At 35.7% G+C, this 26,568-nt stretch carries 22 protein-coding genes; 17 read left to right on the forward strand and 5 right to left on the reverse strand.

What is annotated here, in order from left to right:
- Positions 1-206: helix-turn-helix domain-containing protein (locus GTR01_RS09875; protein WP_160137680.1), on the reverse strand; the 206-nt coding region annotated here is incomplete at its 3' end.
- A gap of 167 nt (positions 207-373) precedes the next feature.
- Between GTR01_RS09875 and GTR01_RS09880 the strand changes: the two genes are divergently transcribed.
- The 17 genes from GTR01_RS09880 (at position 374) to GTR01_RS09960 (ending at position 21,458) form a co-directional block, all read left to right on the forward strand.
- Positions 374-1,186, forward strand: coding sequence for a 2,3,4,5-tetrahydropyridine-2,6-dicarboxylate N-succinyltransferase (locus tag GTR01_RS09880; protein ID WP_123911599.1), 813 nt, complete (start codon positions 374-376; stop codon positions 1,184-1,186).
- Between the two features lie 31 nt (positions 1,187-1,217).
- Complete coding sequence (locus GTR01_RS09885) at positions 1,218-2,387, forward strand: glycosyltransferase family 87 protein (RefSeq protein ID WP_160137681.1); 1,170 nt, start codon at positions 1,218-1,220, stop codon at positions 2,385-2,387.
- 3 nt (positions 2,388-2,390) lie between these two features.
- Entirely contained in the window at positions 2,391-3,320 is a 930-nt protein-coding gene (locus GTR01_RS09890) for a glycosyltransferase family 2 protein (protein ID WP_160137682.1), read from the forward strand.
- A complete protein-coding gene (locus GTR01_RS09895) occupies positions 3,321-4,097 on the forward strand; it encodes a polysaccharide deacetylase family protein (protein WP_160137683.1) in 777 nt (258 codons plus the stop codon).
- Complete coding sequence (locus tag GTR01_RS09900; RefSeq protein WP_160137684.1) at positions 4,094-5,191, forward strand: glycosyltransferase family 4 protein; 1,098 nt, start codon at positions 4,094-4,096, stop codon at positions 5,189-5,191. Before GTR01_RS09895 ends, GTR01_RS09900 begins: the two co-directional genes overlap by 4 nt.
- Positions 5,192-5,438: 247 nt before the next feature.
- On the forward strand, positions 5,439-6,296 hold the full coding sequence (gene hisG, locus GTR01_RS09905) for an ATP phosphoribosyltransferase (RefSeq protein WP_160137685.1): 858 nt from the start codon (positions 5,439-5,441) through the stop codon (positions 6,294-6,296).
- Positions 6,297-6,427: 131 nt separating this feature from the next.
- Positions 6,428-7,702 carry a histidinol dehydrogenase gene (hisD, locus tag GTR01_RS09910; RefSeq protein ID WP_160137686.1) on the forward strand — a complete coding sequence of 425 codons (1,275 nt, stop codon included), beginning with the start codon at positions 6,428-6,430 and terminating at the stop codon, positions 7,700-7,702.
- Positions 7,703-7,706: 4 nt separating this feature from the next.
- Positions 7,707-8,732, forward strand: a complete 1,026-nt coding sequence (gene hisC / locus GTR01_RS09915) for a histidinol-phosphate transaminase (protein ID WP_160137687.1) — start codon at positions 7,707-7,709, stop codon at positions 8,730-8,732.
- A 4-nt stretch (positions 8,733-8,736) separates the two neighbouring features.
- A complete protein-coding gene (hisB, locus tag GTR01_RS09920; protein ID WP_160137688.1) occupies positions 8,737-9,831 on the forward strand; it encodes a bifunctional histidinol-phosphatase/imidazoleglycerol-phosphate dehydratase HisB in 1,095 nt (364 codons plus the stop codon).
- Between the two features lie 169 nt (positions 9,832-10,000).
- The gene (gene hisH, locus GTR01_RS09925) at positions 10,001-10,582 is read left to right on the forward strand and encodes an imidazole glycerol phosphate synthase subunit HisH (RefSeq protein ID WP_160137689.1); all 582 of its coding nucleotides are present in this window, start codon (positions 10,001-10,003) and stop codon (positions 10,580-10,582) included.
- Complete coding sequence (hisA, locus tag GTR01_RS09930; protein WP_160137690.1) at positions 10,582-11,304, forward strand: 1-(5-phosphoribosyl)-5-[(5-phosphoribosylamino)methylideneamino]imidazole-4-carboxamide isomerase; 723 nt, start codon at positions 10,582-10,584, stop codon at positions 11,302-11,304. The genes hisH and hisA overlap by 1 nt, the downstream gene beginning before the upstream one ends.
- Complete coding sequence (gene hisF / locus GTR01_RS09935) at positions 11,297-12,049, forward strand: imidazole glycerol phosphate synthase subunit HisF (RefSeq protein WP_160137691.1); 753 nt, start codon at positions 11,297-11,299, stop codon at positions 12,047-12,049. Before hisA ends, hisF begins: the two co-directional genes overlap by 8 nt.
- Positions 12,046-12,633: a bifunctional phosphoribosyl-AMP cyclohydrolase/phosphoribosyl-ATP diphosphatase HisIE gene (hisIE, locus tag GTR01_RS09940; protein WP_160137692.1), complete on the forward strand. Its 588-nt coding sequence runs from the start codon at positions 12,046-12,048 to the stop codon at positions 12,631-12,633. Before hisF ends, hisIE begins: the two co-directional genes overlap by 4 nt.
- A gap of 225 nt (positions 12,634-12,858) precedes the next feature.
- Entirely contained in the window at positions 12,859-14,493 is a 1,635-nt protein-coding gene (locus GTR01_RS09945; protein ID WP_160137693.1) for a T9SS type A sorting domain-containing protein, read from the forward strand.
- A 5-nt stretch (positions 14,494-14,498) separates the two neighbouring features.
- Positions 14,499-17,444, forward strand: coding sequence for a hypothetical protein (locus GTR01_RS09950; protein WP_160137694.1), 2,946 nt, complete (start codon positions 14,499-14,501; stop codon positions 17,442-17,444).
- Between the two features lie 5 nt (positions 17,445-17,449).
- Positions 17,450-21,079, forward strand: coding sequence for a DUF6443 domain-containing protein (locus GTR01_RS09955; protein WP_160137695.1), 3,630 nt, complete (start codon positions 17,450-17,452; stop codon positions 21,077-21,079).
- A gap of 4 nt (positions 21,080-21,083) precedes the next feature.
- Entirely contained in the window at positions 21,084-21,458 is a 375-nt protein-coding gene (locus GTR01_RS09960; RefSeq protein ID WP_160137696.1) for a hypothetical protein, read from the forward strand.
- 487 nt (positions 21,459-21,945) lie between these two features.
- Here the strand turns inward: GTR01_RS09960 and GTR01_RS09965 are convergent, their stop codons facing one another.
- From GTR01_RS09965 to rplT, 4 genes are all read right to left on the reverse strand, one after another.
- Positions 21,946-23,118 carry a M28 family peptidase gene (locus tag GTR01_RS09965; RefSeq protein ID WP_160137697.1) on the reverse strand — a complete coding sequence of 391 codons (1,173 nt, stop codon included), beginning with the start codon at positions 23,116-23,118 and terminating at the stop codon, positions 21,946-21,948.
- A gap of 211 nt (positions 23,119-23,329) precedes the next feature.
- Positions 23,330-24,505, reverse strand: a complete 1,176-nt coding sequence (locus tag GTR01_RS09970; RefSeq protein WP_160137698.1) for a M28 family peptidase — start codon at positions 24,503-24,505, stop codon at positions 23,330-23,332.
- Positions 24,506-24,555: 50 nt separating this feature from the next.
- On the reverse strand, positions 24,556-25,740 hold the full coding sequence (locus GTR01_RS09975; RefSeq protein ID WP_160137699.1) for a M28 family peptidase: 1,185 nt from the start codon (positions 25,738-25,740) through the stop codon (positions 24,556-24,558).
- Positions 25,741-26,145: 405 nt separating this feature from the next.
- Positions 26,146-26,490 (reverse strand): 50S ribosomal protein L20, encoded by a 345-nt coding sequence (gene rplT / locus GTR01_RS09980; protein WP_034694451.1) that lies wholly within the window; start codon positions 26,488-26,490, stop codon positions 26,146-26,148.
- Positions 26,491-26,568 lie beyond the last annotated feature (78 nt).

Genomic DNA, 26,568 nt, shown 5'->3' on the forward strand with positions numbered 1-26,568 from the left:
GTATGAAGTTTGGGTTTACTCCACTCTAAGTTACCATATCTTCGCAACCAAACCAAAACGGTACTCTTTCCCTGAATACCATACTCTTTTTGAGCCTGCTTGTAAGTGTAATCGCCGTTTTCTACTTGAGAAACAATTCTTAATTTAAAGGCTATACTATAGTCCTTTTGTGTACGCTTTTCTCTTGTTAATCCTTGATGTTTCATAAATAAGTCGATTAGTTGTCAACTTATTTCAGGACGGGACATGCTTATAAAAAGAAGGTTGGGCGTATGCTGCGCCTTTATTAAAAGCATCAACTTAAAAACCGTTTTGCTGAACTTTTTTGTATCTTTGGCCGGTATAATTTTTCAAACTAATTTAAATAAGAAACATGTCGTTACAACAAACTATTGAAAACATTTGGGATAATAGAGATTTATTACAAAATGAAGACAGCCAAAAAGCGATCAGAGAGGTTATTTCTTTATTAGATTCCGGAGAACTTCGTGTAGCTGAGCCTACGGAAAACGGATGGCAGGTAAATGAATGGGTGAAGAAAGCAGTAGTAATGTATTTCCCGATCCAAAAGATGGAAACTATTGAAGTAGGCCCATTTGAATTCCATGACAAGATTCCTTTAAAGAAAAATTATGCGGAAAAAGGAGTAAGAGTGGTTCCTCACGCTATTGCAAGAGAAGGTTCTTTTGTAGCTTCAGGAGTAATTATGATGCCTTCTTACGTAAACATCGGTGCTTATGTAGACTCAGGAACAATGGTAGATACTTGGGCAACAGTAGGAAGCTGTGCACAGATCGGTAAAAACGTTCACTTGAGTGGTGGTGTAGGTATTGGTGGGGTATTAGAGCCATTACAGGCAGCTCCGGTAATCATTGAAGATGACTGTTTCATTGGTTCAAGATGTATCGTTGTAGAAGGAGTTCACGTAGAAAGAGAAGCCGTATTGGGTGCTAATGTTGTTTTAACAGCTTCTACAAAAATTATTGACGTAACAGGGAGTGAGCCTATTGAAATTAAAGGAAGAGTTCCTGCTCGTTCTGTAGTCATTCCGGGAAGCTATACAAAACAATATCCTGCAGGAGAATATCAGGTTCCATGTGCGCTGATTATTGGTCAGAGAAAAGAATCTACAGATAAAAAGACTTCTCTTAATGATGCATTGAGAGAAAATAATGTAGCTGTTTAAGATTAAGTTTTTAAACTAATACCAACCTATTTTGAAAGAAAAATTTCTTAAAATACTTTTAAACCCTAAATATATATTTGGGGTTTATCTTATTGTAGCCGTAGCTACAGCACTTTCTAAATTTTCCAGAGGATATCAGGCGATTAATAATTACTTGATTTTTAAAGGAGTGTTTTTCAATACTCTTGATGAAAAGAATCTGTATTTACAATATCCTGAGCAATATTCTGATATGAACCATTATGGTATCTTTTTCAGTTTATTGATCGCTCCTTTTGCAGTAATGCCGGATTGGATGGGAATTGCTCTTTGGAATGTTGCCAACACAGCCATTTTCCTGTATGCTATTCACAAATTGCCATTTTCGGATCCTAAAAAAGCTCTTTTTGCGTTATTATGTTTGCAAGAGTATATTACTGCTGCGGTGAGCTTACAGTTCAATGTAGCGCTAGTAGGACTTTTAATGCTTTCAGCAATATTTATTTATGAAAGAAAAGAAGTACAGTCTGCTACAGCCATTGTTGTAGGGATTTTTGTGAAACTTTACGGAGTTGTAGGATTATCGCAGTTTTTCTTTATCAAAAATAAGGTCAAATTTATTCTTTCAGGAATTGTCGTTGCTGCATTATGTTTATGCATTCCAATGATCTATTCCAGCCCGCAGTTTGTAATACAGAGTTATTCAGACTGGGCAACCTCTCTGATTTCAAAAAATAATGATAATCAGGTATTAGGAAATATGCAGGACATATCACTGATGGGATTTGTAAGAAGAATTTTGGGTGATGCATCCATTTCAAACCTTACATTTTTAGCTTTCGGGGTTCCTTTATTTGCGTTGCCATATATCAGAATAAAGCAGTATAAAAACTATGCATTTCAATTGATGATTTTAGCTTCTACATTGCTGTTTTTGGTATTGTTTAGTTCAGGTTCAGAATCCCCAACATACATTATTGCTGTAGCAGGAGTAATGATCTGGTTTACGCTTCAGAAAGAAAAAACACCTTTCATTATTGGATTATTGGTGTTTGTGATCATTTTGACGTGTTTTTCACCATCTGATTTATTTCCGAAATTTATCAAACAAAATTATATCATTAAATATTCATTGAAAGCTGTACCTTGTATCGTTGTTTGGTTGAGAGTTATTTATGAACTGATGACCAAAGATTTTGAAAAGGACTACACTTTAAATTAAGGTATGAAGAAAATTTCTATTGTCATTCCTGCACATAACGAAGAAGGTAATGTTGCTTTAGTTCATGAAAAAATAAAGGAAGTTTTTTCAGGACTGGAGAACTATGATTTTGAAATCATTTTTGTAAATGATGGAAGCAGAGATAGCACACAGCAAAAGCTTGAAGAATTGTCTCAAAAATATGAAGAGGTAAAATTCATTGAGTTTTCCAGAAATTTTGGACATCAGCCAGCTGTAAAAGCGGGAATGGATTATGCAGACGGAAATGCCGTGATCTCAATGGATGGTGATCTTCAGCACCCACCGGAGCTTATTCCTGAAATGATTAAGAAATGGGAAGAAGGCTATGATATCGTATATACGGTAAGAACTTATCCTAAACAGATTTCCTATTTCAAAAGAAAGACTTCGGATGTGTTCTATAAGCTTTTATCCAGTCTTTCAGATGTGAATCTTACCAAAGGAGGCGGATCCGATTTTAGATTGATGGATGCCAATGCGGTAGAAGCAATGAGAACCTTCAAAGAAGACGACTTATTTTTAAGAGGGCTTACCAGCTGGATGGGCTACAAGCAAATCGGAATAGATTTTACAGCAGGAGAAAGAGTAGCAGGAGAGAGTAGTTATAATCTTAAAAAAATGCTCAAATTTGCTTTTACAGGAATTACTGCTTTTAGTGTGAAACCGCTTTATTTAGCAGCTTATCTGGGCTTTTTATTCTCCGTACTTTCAGTAATTGGATATCTTGCGTATGTTATTCATTCATTTGTGGTTCATACCGAAATCTCAGGTTGGGCATCGTTAATTATGACCATTGTGTTCTTTGGAGGTCTTCAGTTGATCATCCTCGGAATTATTGGCATTTATTTAGGTAAGATCTTTAAACAGGTTAAAGAAAGACCTAATTATATTATTAAAAACAAAAATTTTTAAATGGTTTTATTAAGTTTTGATATTGAGGAGTTCGATATGCCTTTAGAATACAAAGGTGAGATCTCTTTCGATAAACAAATCTCTATATCTCAGCACGGACTTGAAAATATTTTAAATATTCTTAAAAAACACGGAGCAAAAGCTACCTTTTTTTCTACCGTTGTCTTTGCTGAAAACAGTAAACATCTTATTGAAAGGTTGCTTAATGAAGGGCATGAATTGGCTTCCCACACCTGGTTTCACTCAGAGTTTGAAGACAAACACCTGAAAGAATCCAGAGAAAGACTGGAAGAATTATTCTCCACAAAAGTAACCGGATTAAGAATGCCCAGAATGATGCCCGTAGATGAAAAAGAGGTAGAAAAAGCAGGGTATTCATACAATTCTTCCATTAATCCTACGTTTTTACCGGGAAGGTATAATAACCTCAAAGTATCAAGAACTTACTATAAAGAAGGGAATGTAATGCAGGTTCCAGCCTCTGTATCGCCTAATTTCAGAGTACCTTTATTTTGGCTGAGTTTTCACAATTTCCCTTTAGCAATCTATAAAAAACTAGCTGCTGATGTGTTGAAAAAAGATAATTATCTGAATATCTATTTCCATCCGTGGGAGTTTGCAGCGATTAAAGATGAAGCATTTAAGCTGCCTGGTTTCACTGTGAAAAATTCAGGGAAAGAGATGGTAGAAAGATTTGATACCTTTGTAGGATGGCTTAAAGAAAAAGGTCACACATTTGGTACTTTTCAGGAATTTCAAAAAAAGATACACGCATGAAAATTGCTTTTGACGCAAAACGTTTTTTCCATAACACTTCCGGATTAGGCAATTATTCAAGAGATCTCGTAAGGATTCTTTCACAATATGAGCCGGATAATGAATATCTTCTGCTCAATAAAAATAGATCTGAGCGCGGGAAGGATATTCTTGACCGCTCCAATGTTAAGTTCGTGGAAACCTCAAAAGGAAACTTTTCACGCCAGCTTAAAATGGGAAAAGATGCTCAGAAGCAAGGAGCAGATATTTTCCATGGTTTGTCTGGTGAATTACCATTGAAGTGGGATCAGAAACCTATCAAAAAGATCGTTACAATCCATGATCTGATCTTTGTAAGATATCCACAGTATTATTCTTTCTTTGATCGCAAAATACACTTTTGGAAGTTTAAGAAAGCAGCTGATATGGCTGATAAAATTATTGCTATTTCAGAACAGACCAAAAGAGATATTGTCGAGTTCTTAAAAGTTCCTGAAAGCAAAATTGAAGTCATTTATCAAGGCTGTCATAAAGCATTCAAAGAACAACAGTCTTCGGAGCAAATTCAAGCTGCTAAAGATAAATTCAAGCTTCCTGAAAGATTCATTCTGAATGTGGGAACCATTGAAGATCGCAAGAACCTTCTGAATGTTGTAAAAGCGATTAAAGATACCGGAATTCCTTTGGTAGTAGTAGGAAAAAAGACCAAGTATTATCAGAAAATAGAACATTTCCTAAAGAAAAACAAAATGGAAAACCAGATACAATTTCTGGAAGGTGTTTCTATGGATGAACTGGCTATGATCTATAAATTAGCGGATATTTTTGTATATCCAAGTTTCTTTGAAGGCTTTGGAATCCCTGTGATAGAAGCGCTTTTCTCTAAAACAGTTGTAGTAACCAGCAATACCAGTTGTCTGCCTGAGGCAGGAGGGGAAGACTCCGTATATATCGATCCCAAGAATGAGCTTGATATCAGAGCTAAAATAAAATTTCTCTGGGATAATGAATCCGAAAGAAAACGCCGTGAGGAAAAGGGTTTCGAGTTTGTTCAGAAGTTTAATGATGAAACTATTGCAAAGAATCTGATGAATCTTTATCAAAAAATTATCTAAAAAAACTTTGAATTTTAAAAATAAATCCTACATTTGCATCATAATTCAATACAATGAAACCAATATTTTTAGCATTACATCATTATTATCATCATCTCTGTTAGGCGGAATTGATTGATATATGTTTGTGCTAAAATCAAAAATAATTAAAACCGTCTGAGTAAATAGACGGTTTTTTTGTTTCCTGAATTCTCCTCAGAAATTCCAATAGATCAGTTTTTATTTACTCGGACTCAAAAAAGACGAAATGAGTAAATTAAAAATTGCGATTCAGAAAAGTGGCCGTTTATACGAAGAATCCCTGCAGCTTCTCAAAGACTGCGGAATCTTTGTCAACAACGGAAAAGACCAGCTTAAAGTCTCCGTAGACAACTTCCCGATGGAAATTATGTATCTGCGGAATTCAGACATTCCCCAATACCTTGAAGACGGAGTGGTGGATGTAGCTATTGTAGGTGAAAATCTGTTAATTGAAAAACAAAAAAAGATTCAGATTGTTGAGAAGCTAGGCTTTTCAAAATGCCGTGTATCCATCGCTGTTCCGAAAGAAATTGAAACCGATGATCTAAGCTACTTCCAAGGCCGAAAAATTGCCACTTCTTACCCAAACACCCTTAAAAACTTTCTAGAAAGCAAAGGAATCATTTCAGATATCCACGTTATTTCCGGTTCCGTAGAAATTGCACCCAATATTGGGCTCGCTGACGGAATCTGTGATATTGTAAGCTCCGGAAGCACCTTATTCAAGAATGGATTAAGAGAAACAGTAACCCTTTTAAAATCAGAAGCGGTGTTGGCTCAGACTCCACAATTATCATCCGATAAATCCGTAATTCTCGATAAATTTCTTTTCAGAATCAAAGCTGTTTTAAAAGCAAAAAATTCAAAATACATTCTGATGAATGTACCTAACAATAAGATTCAAAAAGTATCGGATGTACTGCCTGTACTGAAAAGTCCTACTGTAATTCCTTTGGCAGAAGAGGGCTGGAGCAGTATTCATTCGGTAATTGATCAAGAAAGATTCTGGGAAGTTATTGATGAGCTGAAAGAAAACGGAGCTCAGGATATTTTGATTATTCCTATTGATAAAATGGTGATTTAGAAACTGATACAAAGAACAGTTAAGAACAGTATAGTTAAGAAGAATTAAGATAAGTTAAGTTTAATACATCAAATAAAAGCTTAATAGTTTGAAAAGATAATAACCAATTGATACTAAAAAAAGTAATACAGATGAAAATATATCGATATCCAACTAAAAATACATGGACAGAGCTCGTACAACGACCTGTTTTTGAACGAGAAGAAATTTCGACACTGATTGCCGAAATATTTACTGAAGTTGCCAATAAGGGAGATGAAGCTTTAATAGCATTCAATAAAAAATTTGATAAAGCAGAAACTAAAGAGATTATTGTTACAGAAACAGAAATTAACGCTGCTGAGGATCAAATCACTAAGGATTTAAAGGTGGCAATTCAAAAGGCAAAAGAAAACATCTTCAAATTTCACGTTTCACAAAATACAGAAATCCAAAAGATTGAAACCACGAAAGGAGTGACTTGTTGGAGAGAAAACAGAGCAATAGAAAACGTAGGGATTTATATTCCGGGAGGAACAGCTCCTTTATTTTCAACAGTACTGATGCTTGCAGTACCTGCTAATATCGCTGGATGTAAAGAGATTGTTCTTTGTACGCCACCGGACAAAAATGGGAATGTGAATCCTGCTATTTTATATGCTGCGAAACTTTGTGGAGTTACAAAAGTTTTTAAAACTGGCGGTGCTCAGGCCATTGCCGCAATGACTTTGGGAACGAAAAGTATTCCGAAAGTATCTAAAATTTTTGGCCCAGGAAATCAATTCGTAGTAGCTGCAAAAGAGTATGCTCAACATTATGGAGTAGCCATTGATATGCCGGCGGGCCCAAGCGAAGTTCTTGTGATTGCAGATGAGCAAGCCGTTCCTGAATTTTGTGCTGCAGATCTGCTTTCTCAGGCAGAACACGGTAGTGATAGTCAGGTCATTTTTCTTACAACTGATCTTAAAGTTTTTAATGAGACAATCTTGGCTATTGAACAGCAAATCAAGAAATTACCAAGAAATGAAATGGCGGGGAAAGCGCTTGAGAACAGTAGCTTTATAGTATTAAACAGCCTTGAAGAAGCCATAGAGTTTAGTAATCTATATGCTCCGGAACACCTTATCCTGGCCATGGGAGAATTTGAAAAATACATTCCAATGATTCAGAATGCAGGCTCAGTATTTCTTGGAAATTATTCTTGTGAAAGTGCCGGAGATTACGCCAGTGGAACAAACCATACACTTCCAACTAACGCCTATGCAAAAAATTATAGCGGAGTGTCTCTGGACAGCTTTGTAAAGAAAATTACATTTCAATATCTATCAAAGAAAGGACTTCAGAATCTGGGGAAAACAATAGAAATAATGGCAGAAGAAGAAGGACTTTTTGCCCACAAAAATGCAGTATCAATAAGATTAAAATAATACAATGAATACAATCAGTATCAATACATTAGTAAGAGAGAATATTTTAAAATTGAAACCCTACATAAGTTTCAGAGATCATAATGAATTTAATGAACCTACCTTTTTAGATGCTAATGAATCTCCTTTTGGAGAATGGAACCGTTATCCGGATTCTACTCAGAAAAAGCTTAAAAATAGTTTAGCAGCCCTTAGAAATCTTTCTCCGGAGCAGATCGCCATTGGAAATGGAAGTGATGAGTTGATCGATTTAATCATTAAGATCTTCTGTGAACCTAAAAAAGACTCTATTTTGATGATGAATCCTTCTTTCGCAATGTATGGGTTTTATGCTACCATCAATGAAAACAGGGTTTTACAATTGAATCTGGATGAAAATTTTGATATTGTAAAAGAAGATTTTTTAAACATAACAAAAGAAGAATTCATTAAGGTTTTCTTTCTATGTTCTCCGAATAACCCGACAGGAAACAGCATTGATGATATTGAATTCTATTTGCAGAACTTTAACGGAATTGTGGTGGTGGACGAAGCTTATATTGAGTTTTCAGGGAAAAAATCGAGCTTGGAGCTTTTGGCTCAGTATCCCAATCTTATTGTTCTTCAGACGTTTTCAAAAGCTTGGGGAATTGCAGGAGCGAGAGTAGGTGTAGCGTATGCTTCCGAAGAAATTATTAAGCTGATCAATACCGTAAAAGCACCTTATAACGTCAATGCATTAAGTCAGGAGTTGATCCTGAACGCCCTTGAAGATGAAAGCAAATTGAAAGAGAATGTTAGCAATATTAAGGCTGAACGTGAATGGCTTATGAATCAGTTTAATGAAATAGAATGTATTACCAAAGTGTTTCCAACAGATGCCAATTTCTTTTTGATTAAAATGAAAGATATAGAAAAAGTATATACCCAAATGCTGGAACAGGAAATTTTAACCAGTAGAAGAGATCCGGCTATTCCCGGATGCATTAGAATCAATGTAGGAAACCGCCAGGAGAATGAAAAACTGGTTAATCTTTTAAAAAACTTATAAAGAGATGAAAAAAGTATTATTTATCGATAGAGATGGAACGTTGATTATTGAACCTCCAACTGATTTTCAAGTAGATTCATTAGAAAAACTGGATTTTTATCCGGGAGTTTTCCAAAACCTTTCAAAAATAGTCAATGAACTGGATTATGAGTTGGTGATGGTGACCAATCAGGACGGTTTAGGAACAGAAAGTTTTCCTTTGGATACTTTTACAAAGCCCCATGAAAAAATGATGCGGGCGTTTGAAAACGAAGGAATTATTTTCAGTGATATTTTGATTGATAAAAGCTTTGAACATGAAAATTTGCCTACCCGAAAACCAGGAACAGGAATGTTGGGAAAATATATTTATGGTGATTATGATCTGGAAAATTCCTATGTAATTGGTGATCGAAGTACAGATGTTCAACTTGCTAAAAATTTGGGATCTAAATCTATTTTTCTAAACCAAAGCTTTAATGAAGAGGCTGATCTTAATACAACAGAATGGAGCGACATTTATCAGTTTCTAAAGACAGGAATAAGGAGAGCGAAAGTGTACAGAAAAACCAATGAAACTGAAATAGAAATCGAAGTTAATATCGATGGAAAAGGAAAGTCGGAAATCTCTACAGGCCTTCACTTTTTTGACCACATGCTGGATCAGATTGCAAGACACGGTAATATGGATCTTACCATCAAAGTTAATGGGGATCTGATGGTTGACGAACACCACACGGTTGAAGATACAGGAATTGTATTGGGAGAAGCTATTTTAAAAGCATTAGGAAAGAAAAAAGGAATTGAAAGGTATGGTTTTCTACTTCCAATGGATGATTGCCTTTCTCAGGTTGCGATTGATTTTGGAGGAAGGCCATGGTTGGTCTGGGATGCCGAATTTAAAAGAGAAAAAATAGGAGATGTGCCTACAGAAATGTTTTTCCACTTCTTCAAATCTTTTACTGATTCTTCAAAAACGAATTTAAATATTAAAGCAGAAGGAGAGAATGAACACCACAAAATTGAATCTATCTTCAAAGCTTTTGCTAAAGCGGTGAAAATGGCAGTGAATCAATCCGACAGCAACTATAATTTACCTTCAACCAAAGGAAGTTTATAGGCAAGCACTAAGCAAATTGAAGATTTTAATACACGTTAAGTTTTATCAAAGGTGAATGCGAATGCTTCTGAAAAATAGTTGTTTAGATGTAATCTTAATATTCTTAATCGCCTAAACAGTCTTAATGGTTAAAAAAATGTAAATGCAGATAAATAATAGTAAAAACTTTATGATTGCAATAATAAAATATAACGGCGGCAATGTAAGCTCCGTACAGAACGCTTTAAACAGGCTAAATATCGATTCAGTCATCACCGATGACCCTGAACTCATCCTGAAAGCAGATAAGGTGATTTTTCCAGGGGTAGGAGAAGCTTCATCAACAATGAAATTATTAAAAGAAAAAGGATTAGATCAACTTATTCCAACATTAAAACAACCTGTTTTGGGAATTTGTCTGGGAATGCAGTTGATGTGTAAGGAAAACGAAGAAGGAAATACAGAAGGAATGGGCATCTTCGACATTCGTGTTAGAAGATTTCCTCCACTGGAACTGGTACCTCAGATGGGGTGGAATTCTGTTTCAAAGTCGGATTCATTATTGTTCTCAGGAATTGAACCTGAAAATGATGTGTATTTTGTTCACAGCTATTATTGTGAGTTGTCAGAATTCACTACTTCAGTTTGTGATTATATTCTCCCATTCAGTGCTTCTCTGCAGAAAGATAACTTTTATGCAGTTCAGTTTCACCCGGAAAAATCAGGAAGTGTAGGAAATCAGATACTTAGTAACTTTATAAACTTGTCGTAATGAAAATTATTCCCGCCATTGACATTATTGATGGAAAGTGTGTACGTTTGTCCAAAGGAGACTACAGTACCAAGAAAATATACAATGAAGATCCTGTAGAAGTAGCCAGAGAATTTGAGGACTTTGGAATTCAATTTCTTCACTTGGTGGATCTTGATGGGGCCAAATCTAAACATATTGTGAATCAGAAAGTGTTGGAAGATATTGCGAAATCCACTTCATTACACATTGATTTTGGAGGAGGATTAAAAACTTCAACAGATATTGAAACAGCTTTTAACTGTGGTGCAAAGCAGATCACATTAGGAAGTATCGCAGTACAAGATCCTGAGTTTTGTATCAAAATTATTGAAGAATATGGTGCTGAAAAAATTATTCTGGGAGCAGATTGTGAAAACAGAAAGATTAAAACCTCCGGCTGGCAGGAAGAAAGCAATCTGGATATCATAGATTTTATTCTTGATTATCAGAAAAATGGGGCACAAACCACTATATGTACGGATATTTCAAAGGACGGAATGCTGGAAGGGCCTTCCACAGAACTTTATATTGAAATTTTATATAAAACATCATTACAATTGGTAGCCAGCGGTGGTATTTCAGGGATTAAAGATGTCTATAAAATGAAAGACATAGGATGTTCGGGAACAATTATCGGAAAAGCTATTTACGAAGGAAAAATAAGTCTTCAACAACTTCAAAATTTTATTGAAAATGCTTAAAAAAAGAATTATTCCATGTTTGGATATTAAAGATGGAAGTACAGTGAAAGGAATCAATTTTGAGGATCTCAAAAATGCAGGTGATCCGGTGGTATTAGCGAAGAAATATGAAGCAGAAGGAGCTGATGAGCTTGTCTTTCTTGATATTACAGCTACTATCGAAAACAGGAAAACATTTGTGGAGCTGGTTCGAAATATAGCCAGTGAACTGAGTATTCCATTTACTGTGGGAGGTGGAATAGCCTCTGTAGAAGATGTAAGAAAGCTTTTGGAAGCGGGGGCAGATAAAATTAGCATCAATTCTTCAGCAGTAAAAGATCCTAAGCTGATTTCTGAGTTAGCGAATGAATTTGGAAGCCAATGTGTTGTTGTCGCCATTGATACCAAAAAAGTAGGGGAAACAGATCTTGTTCACATCAAAGGCGGAAGAGAGGCCACAGAATTGAATACGATAGTCTGGGCTAAGAGAGCTGAAGCGTTGGGAGCAGGTGAAATTCTATTGACCTCTATGGATGGTGACGGAACCAAAAATGGCTTTGATCTTACCATTACAAAAGAAGTTTCAGAGCAAGTTACCATTCCAGTTATCGCATCAGGAGGAGCGGGAAGTGTAAATGATTTTGTTAAAGTATTTAATGAAACTAGGGCTACAGGAGCGTTGGCAGCCAGTGTATTCCATTTTAATGAAATAGGAATTCAAGATTTAAAACAACAATTGAAAATTCAAAAAATAGAAGTACGATGAATATTGATTTTAATAAAGATAACGGTCTTGTTCCGGTAGTGATCCAGGATGACCGAACCTTACAGGTTTTAATGCTGGGCTATATGAATGAAGAAGCTTTTGAGAAAACAAAAAAAGAAAAAGTGGTAACATTCTTCAGTCGTTCCAAAAAAAGACTTTGGACAAAAGGAGAGGAATCCGGTAATTTTTTACAGGTAAAAAGTATAGCTATAGATTGTGATCAGGACACGATTCTGATCAAAGCCGTTCCTACGAATGTGGTATGTCATACAGGAAGTTTCAGTTGTTTTGGTGAAAAGGACACAAAAGGATTTTTATATGAACTGGAAGAGACAATATCCCAAAGGATTGATGGTGAAGTTGATGGATCGTATACCTATTCACTCTATCAGAGAGGAATGAATAAAATGGCTCAAAAAGTAGGAGAGGAAGCAGTAGAGTTAGTTATTGAAGCTAAAGATGATAATGAATTGCTCTTTAAAAATGAGGCGGCAGATCTCTTATATCATTTATTCATTTTATTAAAAGCAAAAGGATTTTCACTGGAAGACATAGAAAAAGTTCTCCAAAGTAGGAATCAATAAGCCTTTGAAATTTTTTCAAAGGTTTTTTTATGGAGAAAATTAAATGTGACAGGTTCTGACACAGTATAGTAGTAGATTTGTAGAATCAAGGAAAGGTGAGGGTGTAATAAAATACCTCTATTCTTGAAAATATTTTAAATAAAATCACTTTGATGTGGTTTTTGTGAATTAAAAAAAGTTAAATTTGTGACGATTTGAAAACTAACCATTGAACTCAAAATAAACATGAAAACGAAAAAGGTTTATCTCGGTGCATTGACATTATGCACGGCTCTGGGTGTGTCTGCTCAGAATGTCCTTTGGCAAAAAGATATTCAATCCTCAACTCAGGATTTTTTAAGTCAGGTGACTACCACAATCGATCAGCAGTATCTTATTACAGGAAGCTCTATTCAGAGCGACAAACAGCAAACTTCAGGCAGTAAGCAAAACAATGGTTACGATTTCCATTTGGTTAAATTAAACCAACAGGGAGAAGAAGCCTGGGAAAAACATTTCTCAGGAAATAATCATGATTACTTGTCAGCCACTGTCAGCACTCAGGATGGAGGGTTTCTTCTAGCTGGAACATCGTATTCTGGCAAAGGATTGGATAAGAAGGATGATTCCAAAGGCGGTTCAGATATCTGGCTGATCCGAATCAATGAATTTGGTGATGAAATCTGGCAGAAAACATTAGGAAGCGCTTCCGATGAAGAAGCCAAAGCAGTAATTCAGAGCACGGATTTAGGCTTTTTTGTTGCCGGAAACGTCCAAAACTCTTCCAAAGGCTATGGTTCAAAAGATGTCTGGATCATCAGGCTGGACAAAGATGGAAAAGAACTTTCCCAGCTTGTATTAGGCGGAAAAGGCTTAGACGAAATAGAAAAAATAATTCCGACGAAAGACGGCGGAGCTCTTCTGGGGATTTATTCAAGAAGTTCCGAGGTTCGTGCTTCGGGATCTGAGAATGGTTCCGGGTCAGCCGTTCAAAACTCGAATCCCGAACCTCGCACCACAAACCTCGTATCCCGAACCTCGAAGCAAAGCGAAAACTTCGGTGAAGGCGACTATTGGATTGTTAAACTCGATAAAAACGGAAAAGTAGAATGGGAAAAGAACTATGGTGGTAAAGCAGACGATCATATCAGAACGTTGGCTCTAACTTCAAATGGTTACATCATCGGTGGTGAATCCCGTTCCGAAAGATCAGGAAACAAAACCGTAGGGATTGAAGAAGGAACAGATCTATGGCTGATTGCTCTTAATGAAAGAGGAGATGAACAGTGGCAAAAATCCTACAACTTCAAAAACCGTGATATCCTGATGGGAATGAGTGTGATTCATTCAGCGGATGACAAATCTTCAAAAGGAATTCTATTAGGCGGCTATACCCAAGCAGAAGGAAGAATACAAGAAAATGACGAAACCTTCTGGATGCTTTACCTGGATGGAAATGGAAACGAGCAATGGCGAAAACATGTGAGTGGAGAGTCCAGACAAAAAGAAGAAAGACTTTCGGATCTAAAACTGAACAGAGATGGCTCTATTGTTTTAGCTGGAACAAGCGCCAAGGAATTAGGCAAAGAAAACTGGAAGATAGTAAAGCTGGGTGATAAGCAGGTCAATGATCTGATTGAAAAATATGACATTAAGATCTATCCAAATCCGGTATCTGATTATGCGTATGTAGAAATCGGCTTTGACTTCAAGGATGCTGATATTATGCTGTATGATATGAGCGGAAGACAGCTTCAGAATTTTAAAACAAAGAACAGAGTGACTAAGATGAATACTCAGGCTTTGGTGCAAGGTGCTTATTTGGTGACGATAAAAACGGATAATAACAAAACAGCAAATGCAAAGCTGATTAAAAAATAAAAACGATGAAAAAAAAGACTATAACTTTAGGTACCATTTTATTTCTAAATATAATGGTACAGTCTCAATATACACCAAAAGTACTACCGCCGTCTCCCAATGCCACTTCTCTGGCAAAGTTTGTAGAGAGTCCGATTTCCTACTACAGAGGCTCCGCGAATGTAAACATTCCTTTATTTAACATTGACTCAGGGGATTTCCCTCTTAATGTATCCATACAATATGATACAAAAGGAATCTTAGTTGGCGAAATAGCATCTGCTGTGGGAGCTGGATGGAGCCTGAATGCAGGAGGCTTAATAACCCGTCAGGTAAGACAGCGCCCAGATGAAAATCAGCAGGGTTATTTAACCTATAACTATAATGCTACTTTTCAGACTGATGTCAGTGTGCGTCAAGCTCAACGTACCATTGGTTCTACTTATTCAGATTCAAGTCAACCTTTGGATGAAGATCCTGATTTATATATAATTAATTTTCTGGGAAAATCAGGGAAGTTCATCATCGATAATGTTACCAAAAAAGCAGTCGTCCAAGGTTTTGAAGATTGGCAGGTCAAAATAGACTATGTTAATATCAATGCTTTCGATTTTGCAATCGATAGAATAACAATTACCGATGAACTGGGGAATCAATACTTCTTTGGACAGGATGAAGCTCGTTCAAATCCTCCCGCATATGATATTGTCAACTCTTCTAGCTCAAAGTTATTGGGCAGCGGAGAGATAACAGCAAATGAAGATAATTATAGAACAGCTTGGCATTTAAAAGAGATCAAAACACTAAAACATCGCTATGCCTTTAACTATAAGCCAGAAACTGTTGATACCTATTCCAAAACTGATCTGAAAAAAAATCTTAATGAGCCTCTTAATATGCGTATTTCCATGGGAACCAACAGAACCACGCAACAAAGGCTTCAAAATATATACTTTCCCGACGGACAATTAGATTTGGAGTACTATACAACAGTGCGACAGGACTTAAAAGGAGGGTATGCTTTAAAGAGCCTTACATTGAAAAAAATTAAGAAAACGGAAAACCAGGTACAACCTTACATAAAAAAAATTGAACTTTTGCAAAATTATCGGGAGGGAGATCTCGATCATACCAATATTGAATCTACTATACTAACTATTGACAACAAGGGGGATAATCGATTATTTTTGAATCAGATTAATGAGGTTGAGCAATACAACAATGACATAATTAGTTCATATAAGTTTGAATATAATCCTAGGAAGCTTCCCAATCGTCATTCCAACTCCGTCGATTATTGGGGGTATTATAATGGAAGGCCTAATTATAAGAATATATTCGATAATGTTTCTGATAGAAACGTATATGCTGAGGCAGCTGAGGCAGGGATTCTAACCAAAATAACTTACCCTACAGGAGGAACCGAAAGTTTTTACTACGAAAATAACAGTTCGTTGATTCCTAATCACTTGATGCCTTACATATATCCCGCTCCATCATCAAACAATTTTGTGGGTGGTGGAAGAAGGATTCTAAGAATCGAAACCAATGATAACACAAAGATTACTAAGAGAAAATTCAACTATAATCTTGAAGGAGGAGTAACTTCAGGTAAGCTTTTGGGTATACCCGACTATTTATCTGTTATGGCCAAATATGGAAGTATCTCTGTAGTAATAGGACAAATCTCAAATAGGATCCAGCCCTTGTCAAGCTTTAACAATGCAGGACAGGTAGGTTATTCACAGGTAACTGAATCCTTTCTTTCAGCTGATGATTCGGTGTTATGGTCAAAGAAATATAAATATACCAATTACTTAGACGGAGGAGAGTATTATAGATATCCTTATCATATTCCTGATGATATGGGCTGGGCAAGAGGATTAAATACGGAAATCACTGCTTATGATTTTTCTGGAAAACCAGTAGAAAGATTGCAGAACTTTTATAGTTTTTCAGAAACCCCTCTTCCTTATAGGTTTTATATGCAAAATGGAACTCTATTAAGCAATACCCCTAAAAGTGGTTTTCCTGTGGACATTCCTCCTGCCCAAGTACCTGCGGATTATTTGCTTTCCCATGATGTAAAAAGTATTCCTATGTATAAACCTGGGAAATATTGGGAGGGAACTAGTCCAACCCCAGCAGAGCTTCTTGATGTTAATCTATACAGAACAGCTTTCTTTTATGGGGGAATGACCAAAAATTACCAAAAAATTAAGACCGAATACGAGAATGGACTTCCAGTAAAAATCACTACGATAGACACTGCCAATGAAAGTTTGAACCATCACCAGATAACCTTTGAGAAGACTACTTATTCAGATGGTATAAGCCAGGAAACTAGCTACCAATATGCCAGTGAAAAAGGAAATCAAAAGTTGCTCAATGCCAATATGGTAGGAATTCCTTTAGAAACTGAAGTTAAGAAAAATAATAAAACGCTTTCAAGAATAGAAACAAAATATGATGATCCTGCTAATCTATTTCCTACTTCAGTAATTTCCTATGACATTCAAGCTCAGGTTCCATCCACAGAAATAACGTATGATAAATATGATTCCAAGGGTAATCTGCAACAATATACCACTAGCAATGGAATGTCAACAGTGATTATTTGGGGCTACAAGAATACCAGGCCTATTGCTAAGATTGAGAATGCAAAACTGGAAAACATCCCAATCTCCTCAATCACTGCCATTGTAACAGCCTCCGATGAGGATGGTTATGCAATGTCTGGCAGTAATGAAATTGACCTATTAAATGCTCTTACGACATTCAGAAACAGCCTATCTAATTACCAAATTACCACTTATACCTACGATCCACTTGTTGGAGTAAGAAGTGTCACTCCTCCCACAGGGATTAGGGAAGTCTATATTTATGACTCCTCAAACAGACTAATGGAAATTAGAGAAGATAATCAAACAGGAAATCTATTAAAGGAGTTCAATTACCACTATAAAAACTAAAACCAATGAAAAAAATAATAATCCCCATAAGCACCCTTCTTTTGATGGGTGTAATTAAAGCTCAGGTTCAGTTGCCTAGCGGTTTAGCGGGCTCCACGAATGAAAATTATGTTTATACCAGAACCTATCTGGAAGAGAAAACCCAGAGTGATCCTGCTGCTAAACAGGCTCAGACTGTTCAGTATTTTGATGGTCTGGGAAGACCCAAGCAGGTGGTGAATGTAAAAGCATCTCCCCAAGGAAAAGATGTGGTTATTCCTATTGAATACGATCCGTTTGGCAGACAGGTCAAAGACTATTTACCCATACCTCAGTCAGGAACGCTGAATGGAGCAATCATTCCTGATCCGTTATCTAGTGTTACAAACTCTTATGGATCCGAAAAGATCTATTCTGAGAAAGTATTGGAAAAATCTCCCTTGGATAGAATCTTACAACAGGTTCAGGCAGGTAACGACTGGGCTAATAAACCTGTAGGATTTGGCTATGAAGCCAATGTAGCTAATGAAGTATACCAATATACCACCAAGACGATATGGGAGAACGGAGCTACCAAAAGTGAGTTAAGTTTATCTGCTGTTACCTTCTATGCTCCCGGAACATTATATAAAAATACGGTCACAGACGAAGACGGAAACCCAACGGTGGAATTTAAGAATGGAAGAGGGCAGACCTTGTTAGTAAGAAAAGTGAATTCTACTGAAAATGCAGATACTTATTATGTGTATAATGAATATGATCAGTTAGCCTTTGTCATTCCTCCCAAAGCAGTCAACAAGGGGACAGCAGAATCATTACTTAATGATCTCTGTTATCAGTACCGCTATGATGGCAGAAACCGTTTGGCAGAAAAGAAACTTCCCGGTAAAGGCTGGGAATCTATGGTGTATGATAAAGCGGACAGACTGATTTTGACACAGGATGCCGTAATGGCACCTAAGAATAAGTGGTTGATGACAAAGTATGATGTCTTGGGAAGAGTGATTTATACAGGAATTATCACTACTGCAGAAAAAAGACCTTTTCTTCAGAATTTGATTAAAGACTTAGTGATCATAGAACCCCGCAGTGCCCAGGGATTTACCAAAAATGGAATGACAATTTACTATGTCAATAATTATTTCATGGTAGATACCGAAACCATTTTAAGTGTTAATTATTACGATACTTATCCTAGCTATAATTTTAATCCTCCATTTCCATCAACTATTCAGGGAGAGGCTACTTTAACAGAAACATTATCTTCAGAAGGCAGAAGCACCAAAGGGCTTCCTGTGATGAGTCTGGTAAAGAATATCGAAAATGACGGCTGGACAAAGAACTACACCTATTACGACACCAAAGGAAGATCCATTGGAACATATTCGATCAATCATTTGGGCGGATATACAAAGACAGAATCCAAGCTGGATTTTGCGGGAGTTCCAACCCAGGTTACAACCAGGCATTTAAGAAGACAAACTGATGTTGGGGTTACAATCAATGAACGATTTGAATATGATAATGGCAACAGGCTTGCCAAACACTGGCATAAAGTAGATGATCAGCCGGAAGTCTTGTTGGCAGAAAACACCTACAATGAACTTTCCCAGCTGACAAATAAAAAAGTAGGAAACAACCTTCAAAGTATTGATTATGCTTATAATATTCGTGGTTGGATGACAGATATTAATCAAAATGAAATGTCACTTCCGGATCTTGGAGGGAAATTATTTTCCTATAAAATAAAATACAATCAAGTAGAAGGACTTACAAATCCGGATCCGACACAGTTTTCAGGGAAGAATGTGAAAGCCAGGTACAATGGAAATATTGCAGAAGTAGATTGGAGAGCCGTGGAATCTCTTGGAGCCAATCCCTTATCTACCCCTAAAAGATACGGTTATGCCTATGATGGTTTAAATAGATTGACTGCCGGATATTACCAGAACCCTACCAATGCCTGGAGTAAGGAAAATACGGAATCTATAGACTATGACCTGAATGGGAATATCTCGAAAATGTACAGAACCAGTATTGTTGAAAATAATAATACTGCCACTGTTATTGATGAACTTAACTATACTTATTCCGGGAATAAACTTACCAACGTTCATGATACAAGAAATAATCCCTCCGGGTATGAAGGCGGGGGCAATACCATTACCTATGATCTGAATGGGAATATGGAAAATATGAAGGATAAAGGAATTAGTTCCATTGCTTACAACCATCTCAATCTCCCCAATAAAATGAGTATACTCCAGTCCGGAGTGGGTCTTACTTATTTATATGGGGCCAATGGTATAAAGCTTCAGAAAGTAAACTCCACTATGGAATGTGGTATTATAGATTGTTATACCGTGAATGCTATATCAGATTATTTGGATGGCTTCCAGTATTTGAGTACTTCAATCAGCAGAGGTAATGGCGGAGAGACTGAGTTATTGTATAAAAGCCGGGAAATGTCTAAAGCCATGGAAATACAGGCTTATGCTCTTAATGATACAGTTCAACCTATTGATCCGGGTATTCATCCACCCATTGGAGGAGGTGGAATTGTAATGAGGTTAAAGGATAATGATTTATCTTTTTTCCCCACAGCAGAAGGGTATTATGATTACAAAAAAGATCAGTATATTTATCAATACAAAGATCATCTTGGCAACGTGAGAATAAGTTTTGGAAGAAACAGCGCAGGTACTCTTGAAATCACCGATGCCAATGATTACTACCCTTTTGGAATGAATCATTTGAAGTCAGGAAATGCATTCTTTGGACAGAGTACTTATAAAAATTATAAGTACAATGGGAAGGAGCTTCAGGAGACTGGTATGTATGATTATGGCGCGAGGATGTATATGCCGGATTTGGGAAGATGGGGAGTGGTGGATCCATTGGCGGAAACTTCCAGACGATGGAGTCCTTATAATTATGCCTACAATAATCCAATTAGGTTTATTGATCCGGATGGAATGGAAAATAAAGACATTCATATTTTAGGAAAACTAGCACAACAAGGCTTCGACCAATTACAAGCGAATAGTAAACTAACAATGCAGTTTGATAAAGAAACAGGAAATGTAACTACAGAAGATCTGAATAATGCAGATTATAATAATTTATCAACTACAGATAAAGCAATATATGACGGAATTAAGAATGATAAAGTTGATTCTCAAATATATGCAGAAAACAATAACATTACTCCTGATGGAGGTATAATTCCTGGAGGATCTTTTGGAGGTGCAACCTATGATAAAGCCACAGGAAAAGTTGTAAGTAAGCAGTATGTTAATCCTGTTGTGCTTGGGAATGCAGAAAACTTCACCGGTACTCCAAAAGGTACTGGTATGACTCATGAAGTTGCAGAAAATGCACTAATAGCAAGAGAGTCATTGAACAATAAAATGGATATTTCAATAGATACTCAAAAGAATCAAAGCCCAGTATATAGAGCATGTTGTTCTACTGTTAAAGATGCAATGCCTCAGGATCAAATGACAATTAAACCTAGAATAGTTGATCAAACACAAGGTATGAGTGTACAATGGAATTATGAAATTTATACTCCTAAAGGAACAAGAGGTACAAAATCATATAAAGAATTAATTCATTTTAGAATTCCGACAAATGATAAAAGATTAAAAAAGTAAAGTAATGAAAAGAATATTCCAAATACAATTAACCTTACTATTACTATCAAACTGTAATTCTAAAAAAGTGCTAGATATTGATCAGAATCCTGAAACCATGAATGTTGAAATAGTAAAGATTTATGAGAATAGTAGAAATTATATTTTTTTAACAAAAGATAATGATATTATAGAATCTACTAAACTCAATACCCTTAATTTGAAATGTAAAAAAATTATACCTGGGCAAAGATTCACATTTGAGGTAATTCCGGTTAGTGGCATGATTCAAGGTAATAATCATTTTGATAGAGCCTACGATATTAATGATACATTAACATTAAGTTATAGGGAATATTACTTTGCTAAAACAATAAGAAAGTATTGTTATAAAAAATAGTTCCCCATTAGGGCTAGCACCATGCTCGTGCTTTTAATAACAAAGAAACCATTGCTGATCTAGACTGCAATGGTTTTTTTTATCTTAGAAAATAAATAAATTTACAAGCTATACAGACCGGGGTTTATTATGCCTTAGATATTCATTTTTGTACTTTTGACATTGGAATTGTTAATGATAAGATTATAAAATACTACCTTGATTAGGAATCGGCAGTCTCTTATTTTGAACAATTTGGTATTCCGTATCTAAAACCTTTATTAATAGGAAAATTTAATGAAGCTCTGAATTTCAATATTAGAATAAATTCACCTATTCCTGCACAACTATTTGGACTTCCCAAACTGGAGCAGAATCTCATTGAAGGAGTGTATAGAAAAGGTGAGTTCTGAAATTCAAAAAATAATTACTCTGGCAATAGAAGGAAAATAATTAAAATATAAACAAAAAACAGAGCTATAAACTCTGTTTTTTGTTTATTAGAAGTTTACCTTTCAATCATAATATTTTTAACAAGGGTTTGATCACCCACTTTTAAAACACCTATATACACACCTCTTTCCAATGCAGAAACATTAATTTTGGTTTCGTTATTGGTTTTCAATAAAGTTCTTCCAGATATATTGGTAATTTCAAAACTGAAATTCACCGTTTTATCAGGTAATTCAATATTTAAAATATTGTTGGCTGGGTTAGGGTAGAGCTTCACATTTTCCAGGCTGTTGGAAGAAGAGGATTTATTCACGGTCAGCGTAGTGGAAGCACTTGCAAAATGCTGTAAAGCACCTACTGTAGCCTTTCCTATATTGTATACATATACCGGATCTACATTGGCAAAAGTATCCTTGGCGGTGTGTGGATAGCTACTTCTTATTCTTTCAAAGAAACCTGTGATGACTTCTCCTTTTTGCTCAAACGGGATATAGTCTGTAGATTCAGCAGGATCTACGGCCGTTTGTAGTGGAGAATAGAGGGCTGTACAATTTCTAAGCTGTTGCGTTACAGCAGCAGAAGCTGCATTATTGCTGGCCATTCCACCTTGATCCTCATCACAATATACCGTATTATTGTTATTTCCTTTTACACCACCAACCTGATCCAGGTTAAAAACCAATTTGATATCCAGTTTGCGAACACCTCCCTGATAAACCACATTATTTACATAATGAGTACTTCCTATCAACCCTTGCTCTTCTCCGGAAAAGTGGATAAACTTAATAGAATACTCCGTTGGAACATTTTTTAATATTCTGGCCGCTTCAAGAATGATGGAAGTACCACTGCCATTATCATTTACTCCTGGGCCGGTTATCGTATCAAAATGTCCACAGATAATAACATATTTGTTGGGGTACAATGTTCCTGTCTTGGTAATGATAAGATTTTTAGAATTTGTTGAGCCAAAAGAGAAAGGGTTTTCTTCAATTTGGCTGGCCGTATACCCATACGAAAGATACTTATTCTTAATCCAGTTTAAAGTATTCACATTAGCCTGAGAACCTGTTTTTTTTACACCCAGATTACCGAAATCCTGAAGATTGGCTGTAATGTTAGTCTGGGTTACCATGTCTGCTCTGTCCTTATAAGCCTGAATAAATGTTTGAGCACTCATACTCTGAATGATGAATGAAGCACATAAAAATGTGGTGATTTTTTTCATATAATTATTTTTATTTGGTATAACGAATGTAGTAAATAAATCACAATAAAGTGTGTATTATTTTATGGTATCCATAAAATATTTAACTTAAAAATGTAAAAAAGTAGAGTAGTGTTCTGATATTCACATAAATCCTAAAAATATTGGAAATGAAAAACCCTTCTAAAATAATGTAGAAGGGTGTATGGTATATTTATCTTGGTTGATACAATTATTTAGCAACAATAACTTTTCTGGCTACCGTCTGATCTCCTGTTTTTAAAATTCCGATATAAGCACCATTTTCAAGTTCTGAAATATTCACTTTTCTTTCATTAGCCACTTTCAATAAAGAGTGTCCCTGGAAATCTGTGATTTCAAAACTATAGTTTTTTACCTTAGTATCAGGGAAATCAATGGTAATTAAATTTTTGGCAGGATTTGGATATATTTTTATGGATTCTAAAGTGTTTTGTGGAAAGGTTTCGTTGGTTCCTAAAGTTTCTGAAGCTACGGCAAAATGTTGTAGAGCTCCTACAGTAGCCTTTCCAATATTATAAATATATACAGGATCTGTATTGGCAAAAGTATCATTCGCAGTATGTGGATAGCTGCTTCTTATTCTTTCAAAAAAACCGGTAATGACCTCACCTTTTTGCTCAAAAGGAATATAGTCTGTGTTTTCAGCAGGATCTACAGCGGTCTGTAATGGAGAATATAAAGCTGTACAATTTCTCAATTCCTGAGTAACAGCTGCAGAAGCTGCGTTATTACTCTGAACTCCACCTTGATCTTCATCACAGTAGACCATAGTGTTGTTATTGCCATTTACACCACCTACCTGATCCAAATTAAAAACAAGTTTAATATCCAAAATACGATTATTCCCTTGATAAACAACATTATTTACATAATGAGTACTTCCTATCAGCCCTTGTTCTTCTCCGGAGAAATGAATAAACTTAATAGAGTATTCTGTAGGAACATCTTTTAATATTCTAGCTGCTTCCAGAATGATGGAAGTACCACTGCCATTATCGTTTACTCCCGGGCCCGTAATCGTGTCATAATGCCCACAGATAATGACATATTTATTAGGATAAACCGTTCCTGTTTTGGTAATGATTAAATTTTTGGATGTTGCATTACCGTAAGGAAAAGGATTTTCTGTAATCTGGTTTGCAGTATATCCATAAGAGAGGTACTTATTTTTAATCCAATTGAGAGCATTCTCATTAGCCGGTGTGCCGGTTTTCTTTATCCCCCAATTGGAAAATTCCTGTAGGTTGGTAATAATACCTGTTTGAGAAACGGCATCAGCTCTGTTTTTATAACTTTGTATAAAACTCTGGGCTCCTATAGAATGGGTTACTATAGCAGTTAGTAAAAAAGAAGTAATTTTTTTCATCGTGTTATTATTATAAAGCTTGCTAATACAGTTCTAAGAATGCAAGCAGGTTATTTCTCAATAATGATCTTCCTTGTAATAGCATTATTCTTTGTCGTTTTTACAGTGACCATATAAACTCCGTTGTGTAATGTCGTAGTATCAATATTATTTTTGTTTTCACTACGTAATAGTATATTCCCGGTCATATCGGAAATCTCAATATTGAAAGACTGGTCTTTTTGAGGAAAATCAACCGTTAATTGATTTTTAACTGGGTTAGGATATATATTTACAGTATCTGCACCCTTTTGTATAGGCGTTTCATTAGTTTTTAAAATGTTATTGGTAGTAGAAGCAACAGCAAAATGTTGTAGTGCACCTACAGCTGCTTTACCTACATTGAAGACATATACAGGGTCTATATTAGCAAAGGTGTCATTTGAACTGTGTTCATTCTCACTTCTGACATATTCATAGAAACCGGTAATTGTATACCCCTTAGCTTCAAAAGGCATATAATCTGAACTATAAGCATTAGAAATTGAAGTTTGAAGTGGAGAATAAAGCCCGGTACATACCGCCAATTCTTGTGTTACAGCCGCTGAAGCTGCATTATTACCAGATTGTCCACCAGTATCTTTTTCACATATAATAGTATTGTTATTATTTCCCAATTGTCCACCTACCTGGTCTATATTAAGAACCAACTTTATGTCTAATTTACGTGTATTTCCTTGATAAGCAACATTGTCTGCGTAATGATAACTTCCATATAGTCCCTGTTCTTCTCCGGAAAAATGGATAAACTTGATAGAATATTCAGTAGGAACATCTTTTAATATTCTCGCCGCTTCTAAAAGAATAGAAGTTCCACTGCCATTATCGCTTACTCCAGGCCCTATTATAGTATCATAATGCCCACAAATAATCACATACTTATCAGGATATACAGTTCCGGTCTTAGTAATAACAAGATTTTTAGAATTTGTACTTCCAAAGCTGAATGGATCTTCCACAATCTGATTTGCGGTGTATCCGTAAGAAATATACTTATTCTTCAGCCAGTTAAAAGTATTGGTATTGGCAACGGATCCTGTTGTTTTTACGCCCAGGCTTTCAAGGCTGGTAAGATTGTTTGTAATATTTGCCTGAGATACCATATCTGCTCTGGTTTTATAAGATGGGATAAGGCTTTGAGCTCCAATGTTTTGAAGGGCTAGGGAGGTAAATAAAAAAACAGCGGTCTTTTTCATGTATCCAATTGAATTATTTTTCAATTGCTAATATAAGAATTAATCACTATTTAATATTGATAATTGATGTTATAAATTCCTATTTAACTGATTTTTCAATAATAAAATAACTTATTATATTGTTTATCTTGAAATTAGTTTTAAAATCATTTATTATTGGATATCTGTTGATTTTTTATACTAAGCGATTTCTTTTTATAGTATGATGACCAAAATAAAAATAATAAGGCTGCTTTAAACAGCTTTATCGTTTAATAGACCGTAATGTAAAAGAAGTTGATTTAGATTTTTACTACAAAAAGAGTGTTTAAAAGGAAAGACTCTGCCCAGTTTATAGATATACATAAAACAAAAAATCCTGGGCAAAGCCCAGGACTATATTGATAACAAAAATAGTATTCTACATTATTTTACTTGATCTACAACAGCTTTGAAAGCTTCAGGGTGATTCATTGCTAAATCTGCTAAAACTTTTCTGTTAAGCTCAATGTTGTTCTTTTTAAGAGCTCCCATAAATTGAGAGTAAGACATTCCGTGCTCTCTAGTTCCCGCGTTGATACGAGTGATCCAAAGTGCTCTGAAGTTTCTTTTCTTCTCTTTTCTACCACGGTAAGCATATTGCATTGCTTTTTCTACCGCGTTTTTAGCTACAGTCCAAACGTTCTTTCTTCTACCGAAAAAACCTTTAGCTTGCTTAAAAATTTTCTTTCTGCGAGCTCTTGAAGCTACTGCATTTACTGATCTTGGCATAATTTAAATTGTTTTTTTGAAAAGGGCGGCAACTGATGTTACTCTTATTTGCACCGTTTCAGGGTTAAAATTTTGAAT

The sequence above is a fragment of the Chryseobacterium sp. c4a genome, assembly GCF_009900745.1.
Taxonomy (GTDB): Bacteria; Bacteroidota; Bacteroidia; order Flavobacteriales; family Weeksellaceae; genus Chryseobacterium.

What these genes read in the sequence shown, in the direction of transcription:
- GTR01_RS09955 (WP_160137695.1), top strand. Translation starts at nt 17,450, where the DNA reads ATGAAAAAAATAATAATCCCCATAAGCACCCTTCTTTTGATGGGTGTA.
- hisH (WP_160137689.1), top strand. Translation starts at nt 10,001, where the DNA reads ATGATTGCAATAATAAAATATAACGGCGGCAATGTAAGCTCCGTACAG.
- rplT (WP_034694451.1), bottom strand. Translation starts at nt 26,490, where the DNA reads ATGCCAAGATCAGTAAATGCAGTAGCTTCAAGAGCTCGCAGAAAGAAA.
- hisA (WP_160137690.1), top strand. Translation starts at nt 10,582, where the DNA reads ATGAAAATTATTCCCGCCATTGACATTATTGATGGAAAGTGTGTACGT.
- hisIE (WP_160137692.1), top strand. Translation starts at nt 12,046, where the DNA reads ATGAATATTGATTTTAATAAAGATAACGGTCTTGTTCCGGTAGTGATC.
- hisC (WP_160137687.1), top strand. Translation starts at nt 7,707, where the DNA reads ATGAATACAATCAGTATCAATACATTAGTAAGAGAGAATATTTTAAAA.
- GTR01_RS09950 (WP_160137694.1), top strand. Translation starts at nt 14,499, where the DNA reads ATGAAAAAAAAGACTATAACTTTAGGTACCATTTTATTTCTAAATATA.
- GTR01_RS09970 (WP_160137698.1), bottom strand. Translation starts at nt 24,505, where the DNA reads ATGAAAAAAATTACTTCTTTTTTACTAACTGCTATAGTAACCCATTCT.
- GTR01_RS09890 (WP_160137682.1), top strand. Translation starts at nt 2,391, where the DNA reads ATGAAGAAAATTTCTATTGTCATTCCTGCACATAACGAAGAAGGTAAT.
- GTR01_RS09880 (WP_123911599.1), top strand. Translation starts at nt 374, where the DNA reads ATGTCGTTACAACAAACTATTGAAAACATTTGGGATAATAGAGATTTA.
- GTR01_RS09945 (WP_160137693.1), top strand. Translation starts at nt 12,859, where the DNA reads ATGAAAACGAAAAAGGTTTATCTCGGTGCATTGACATTATGCACGGCT.
- GTR01_RS09965 (WP_160137697.1), bottom strand. Translation starts at nt 23,118, where the DNA reads ATGAAAAAAATCACCACATTTTTATGTGCTTCATTCATCATTCAGAGT.
- hisD (WP_160137686.1), top strand. Translation starts at nt 6,428, where the DNA reads ATGAAAATATATCGATATCCAACTAAAAATACATGGACAGAGCTCGTA.
- GTR01_RS09900 (WP_160137684.1), top strand. Translation starts at nt 4,094, where the DNA reads ATGAAAATTGCTTTTGACGCAAAACGTTTTTTCCATAACACTTCCGGA.
- hisG (WP_160137685.1), top strand. Translation starts at nt 5,439, where the DNA reads ATGAGTAAATTAAAAATTGCGATTCAGAAAAGTGGCCGTTTATACGAA.
- GTR01_RS09960 (WP_160137696.1), top strand. Translation starts at nt 21,084, where the DNA reads ATGAAAAGAATATTCCAAATACAATTAACCTTACTATTACTATCAAAC.
- hisF (WP_160137691.1), top strand. Translation starts at nt 11,297, where the DNA reads ATGCTTAAAAAAAGAATTATTCCATGTTTGGATATTAAAGATGGAAGT.
- GTR01_RS09895 (WP_160137683.1), top strand. Translation starts at nt 3,321, where the DNA reads ATGGTTTTATTAAGTTTTGATATTGAGGAGTTCGATATGCCTTTAGAA.
- GTR01_RS09975 (WP_160137699.1), bottom strand. Translation starts at nt 25,740, where the DNA reads ATGAAAAAGACCGCTGTTTTTTTATTTACCTCCCTAGCCCTTCAAAAC.
- hisB (WP_160137688.1), top strand. Translation starts at nt 8,737, where the DNA reads ATGAAAAAAGTATTATTTATCGATAGAGATGGAACGTTGATTATTGAA.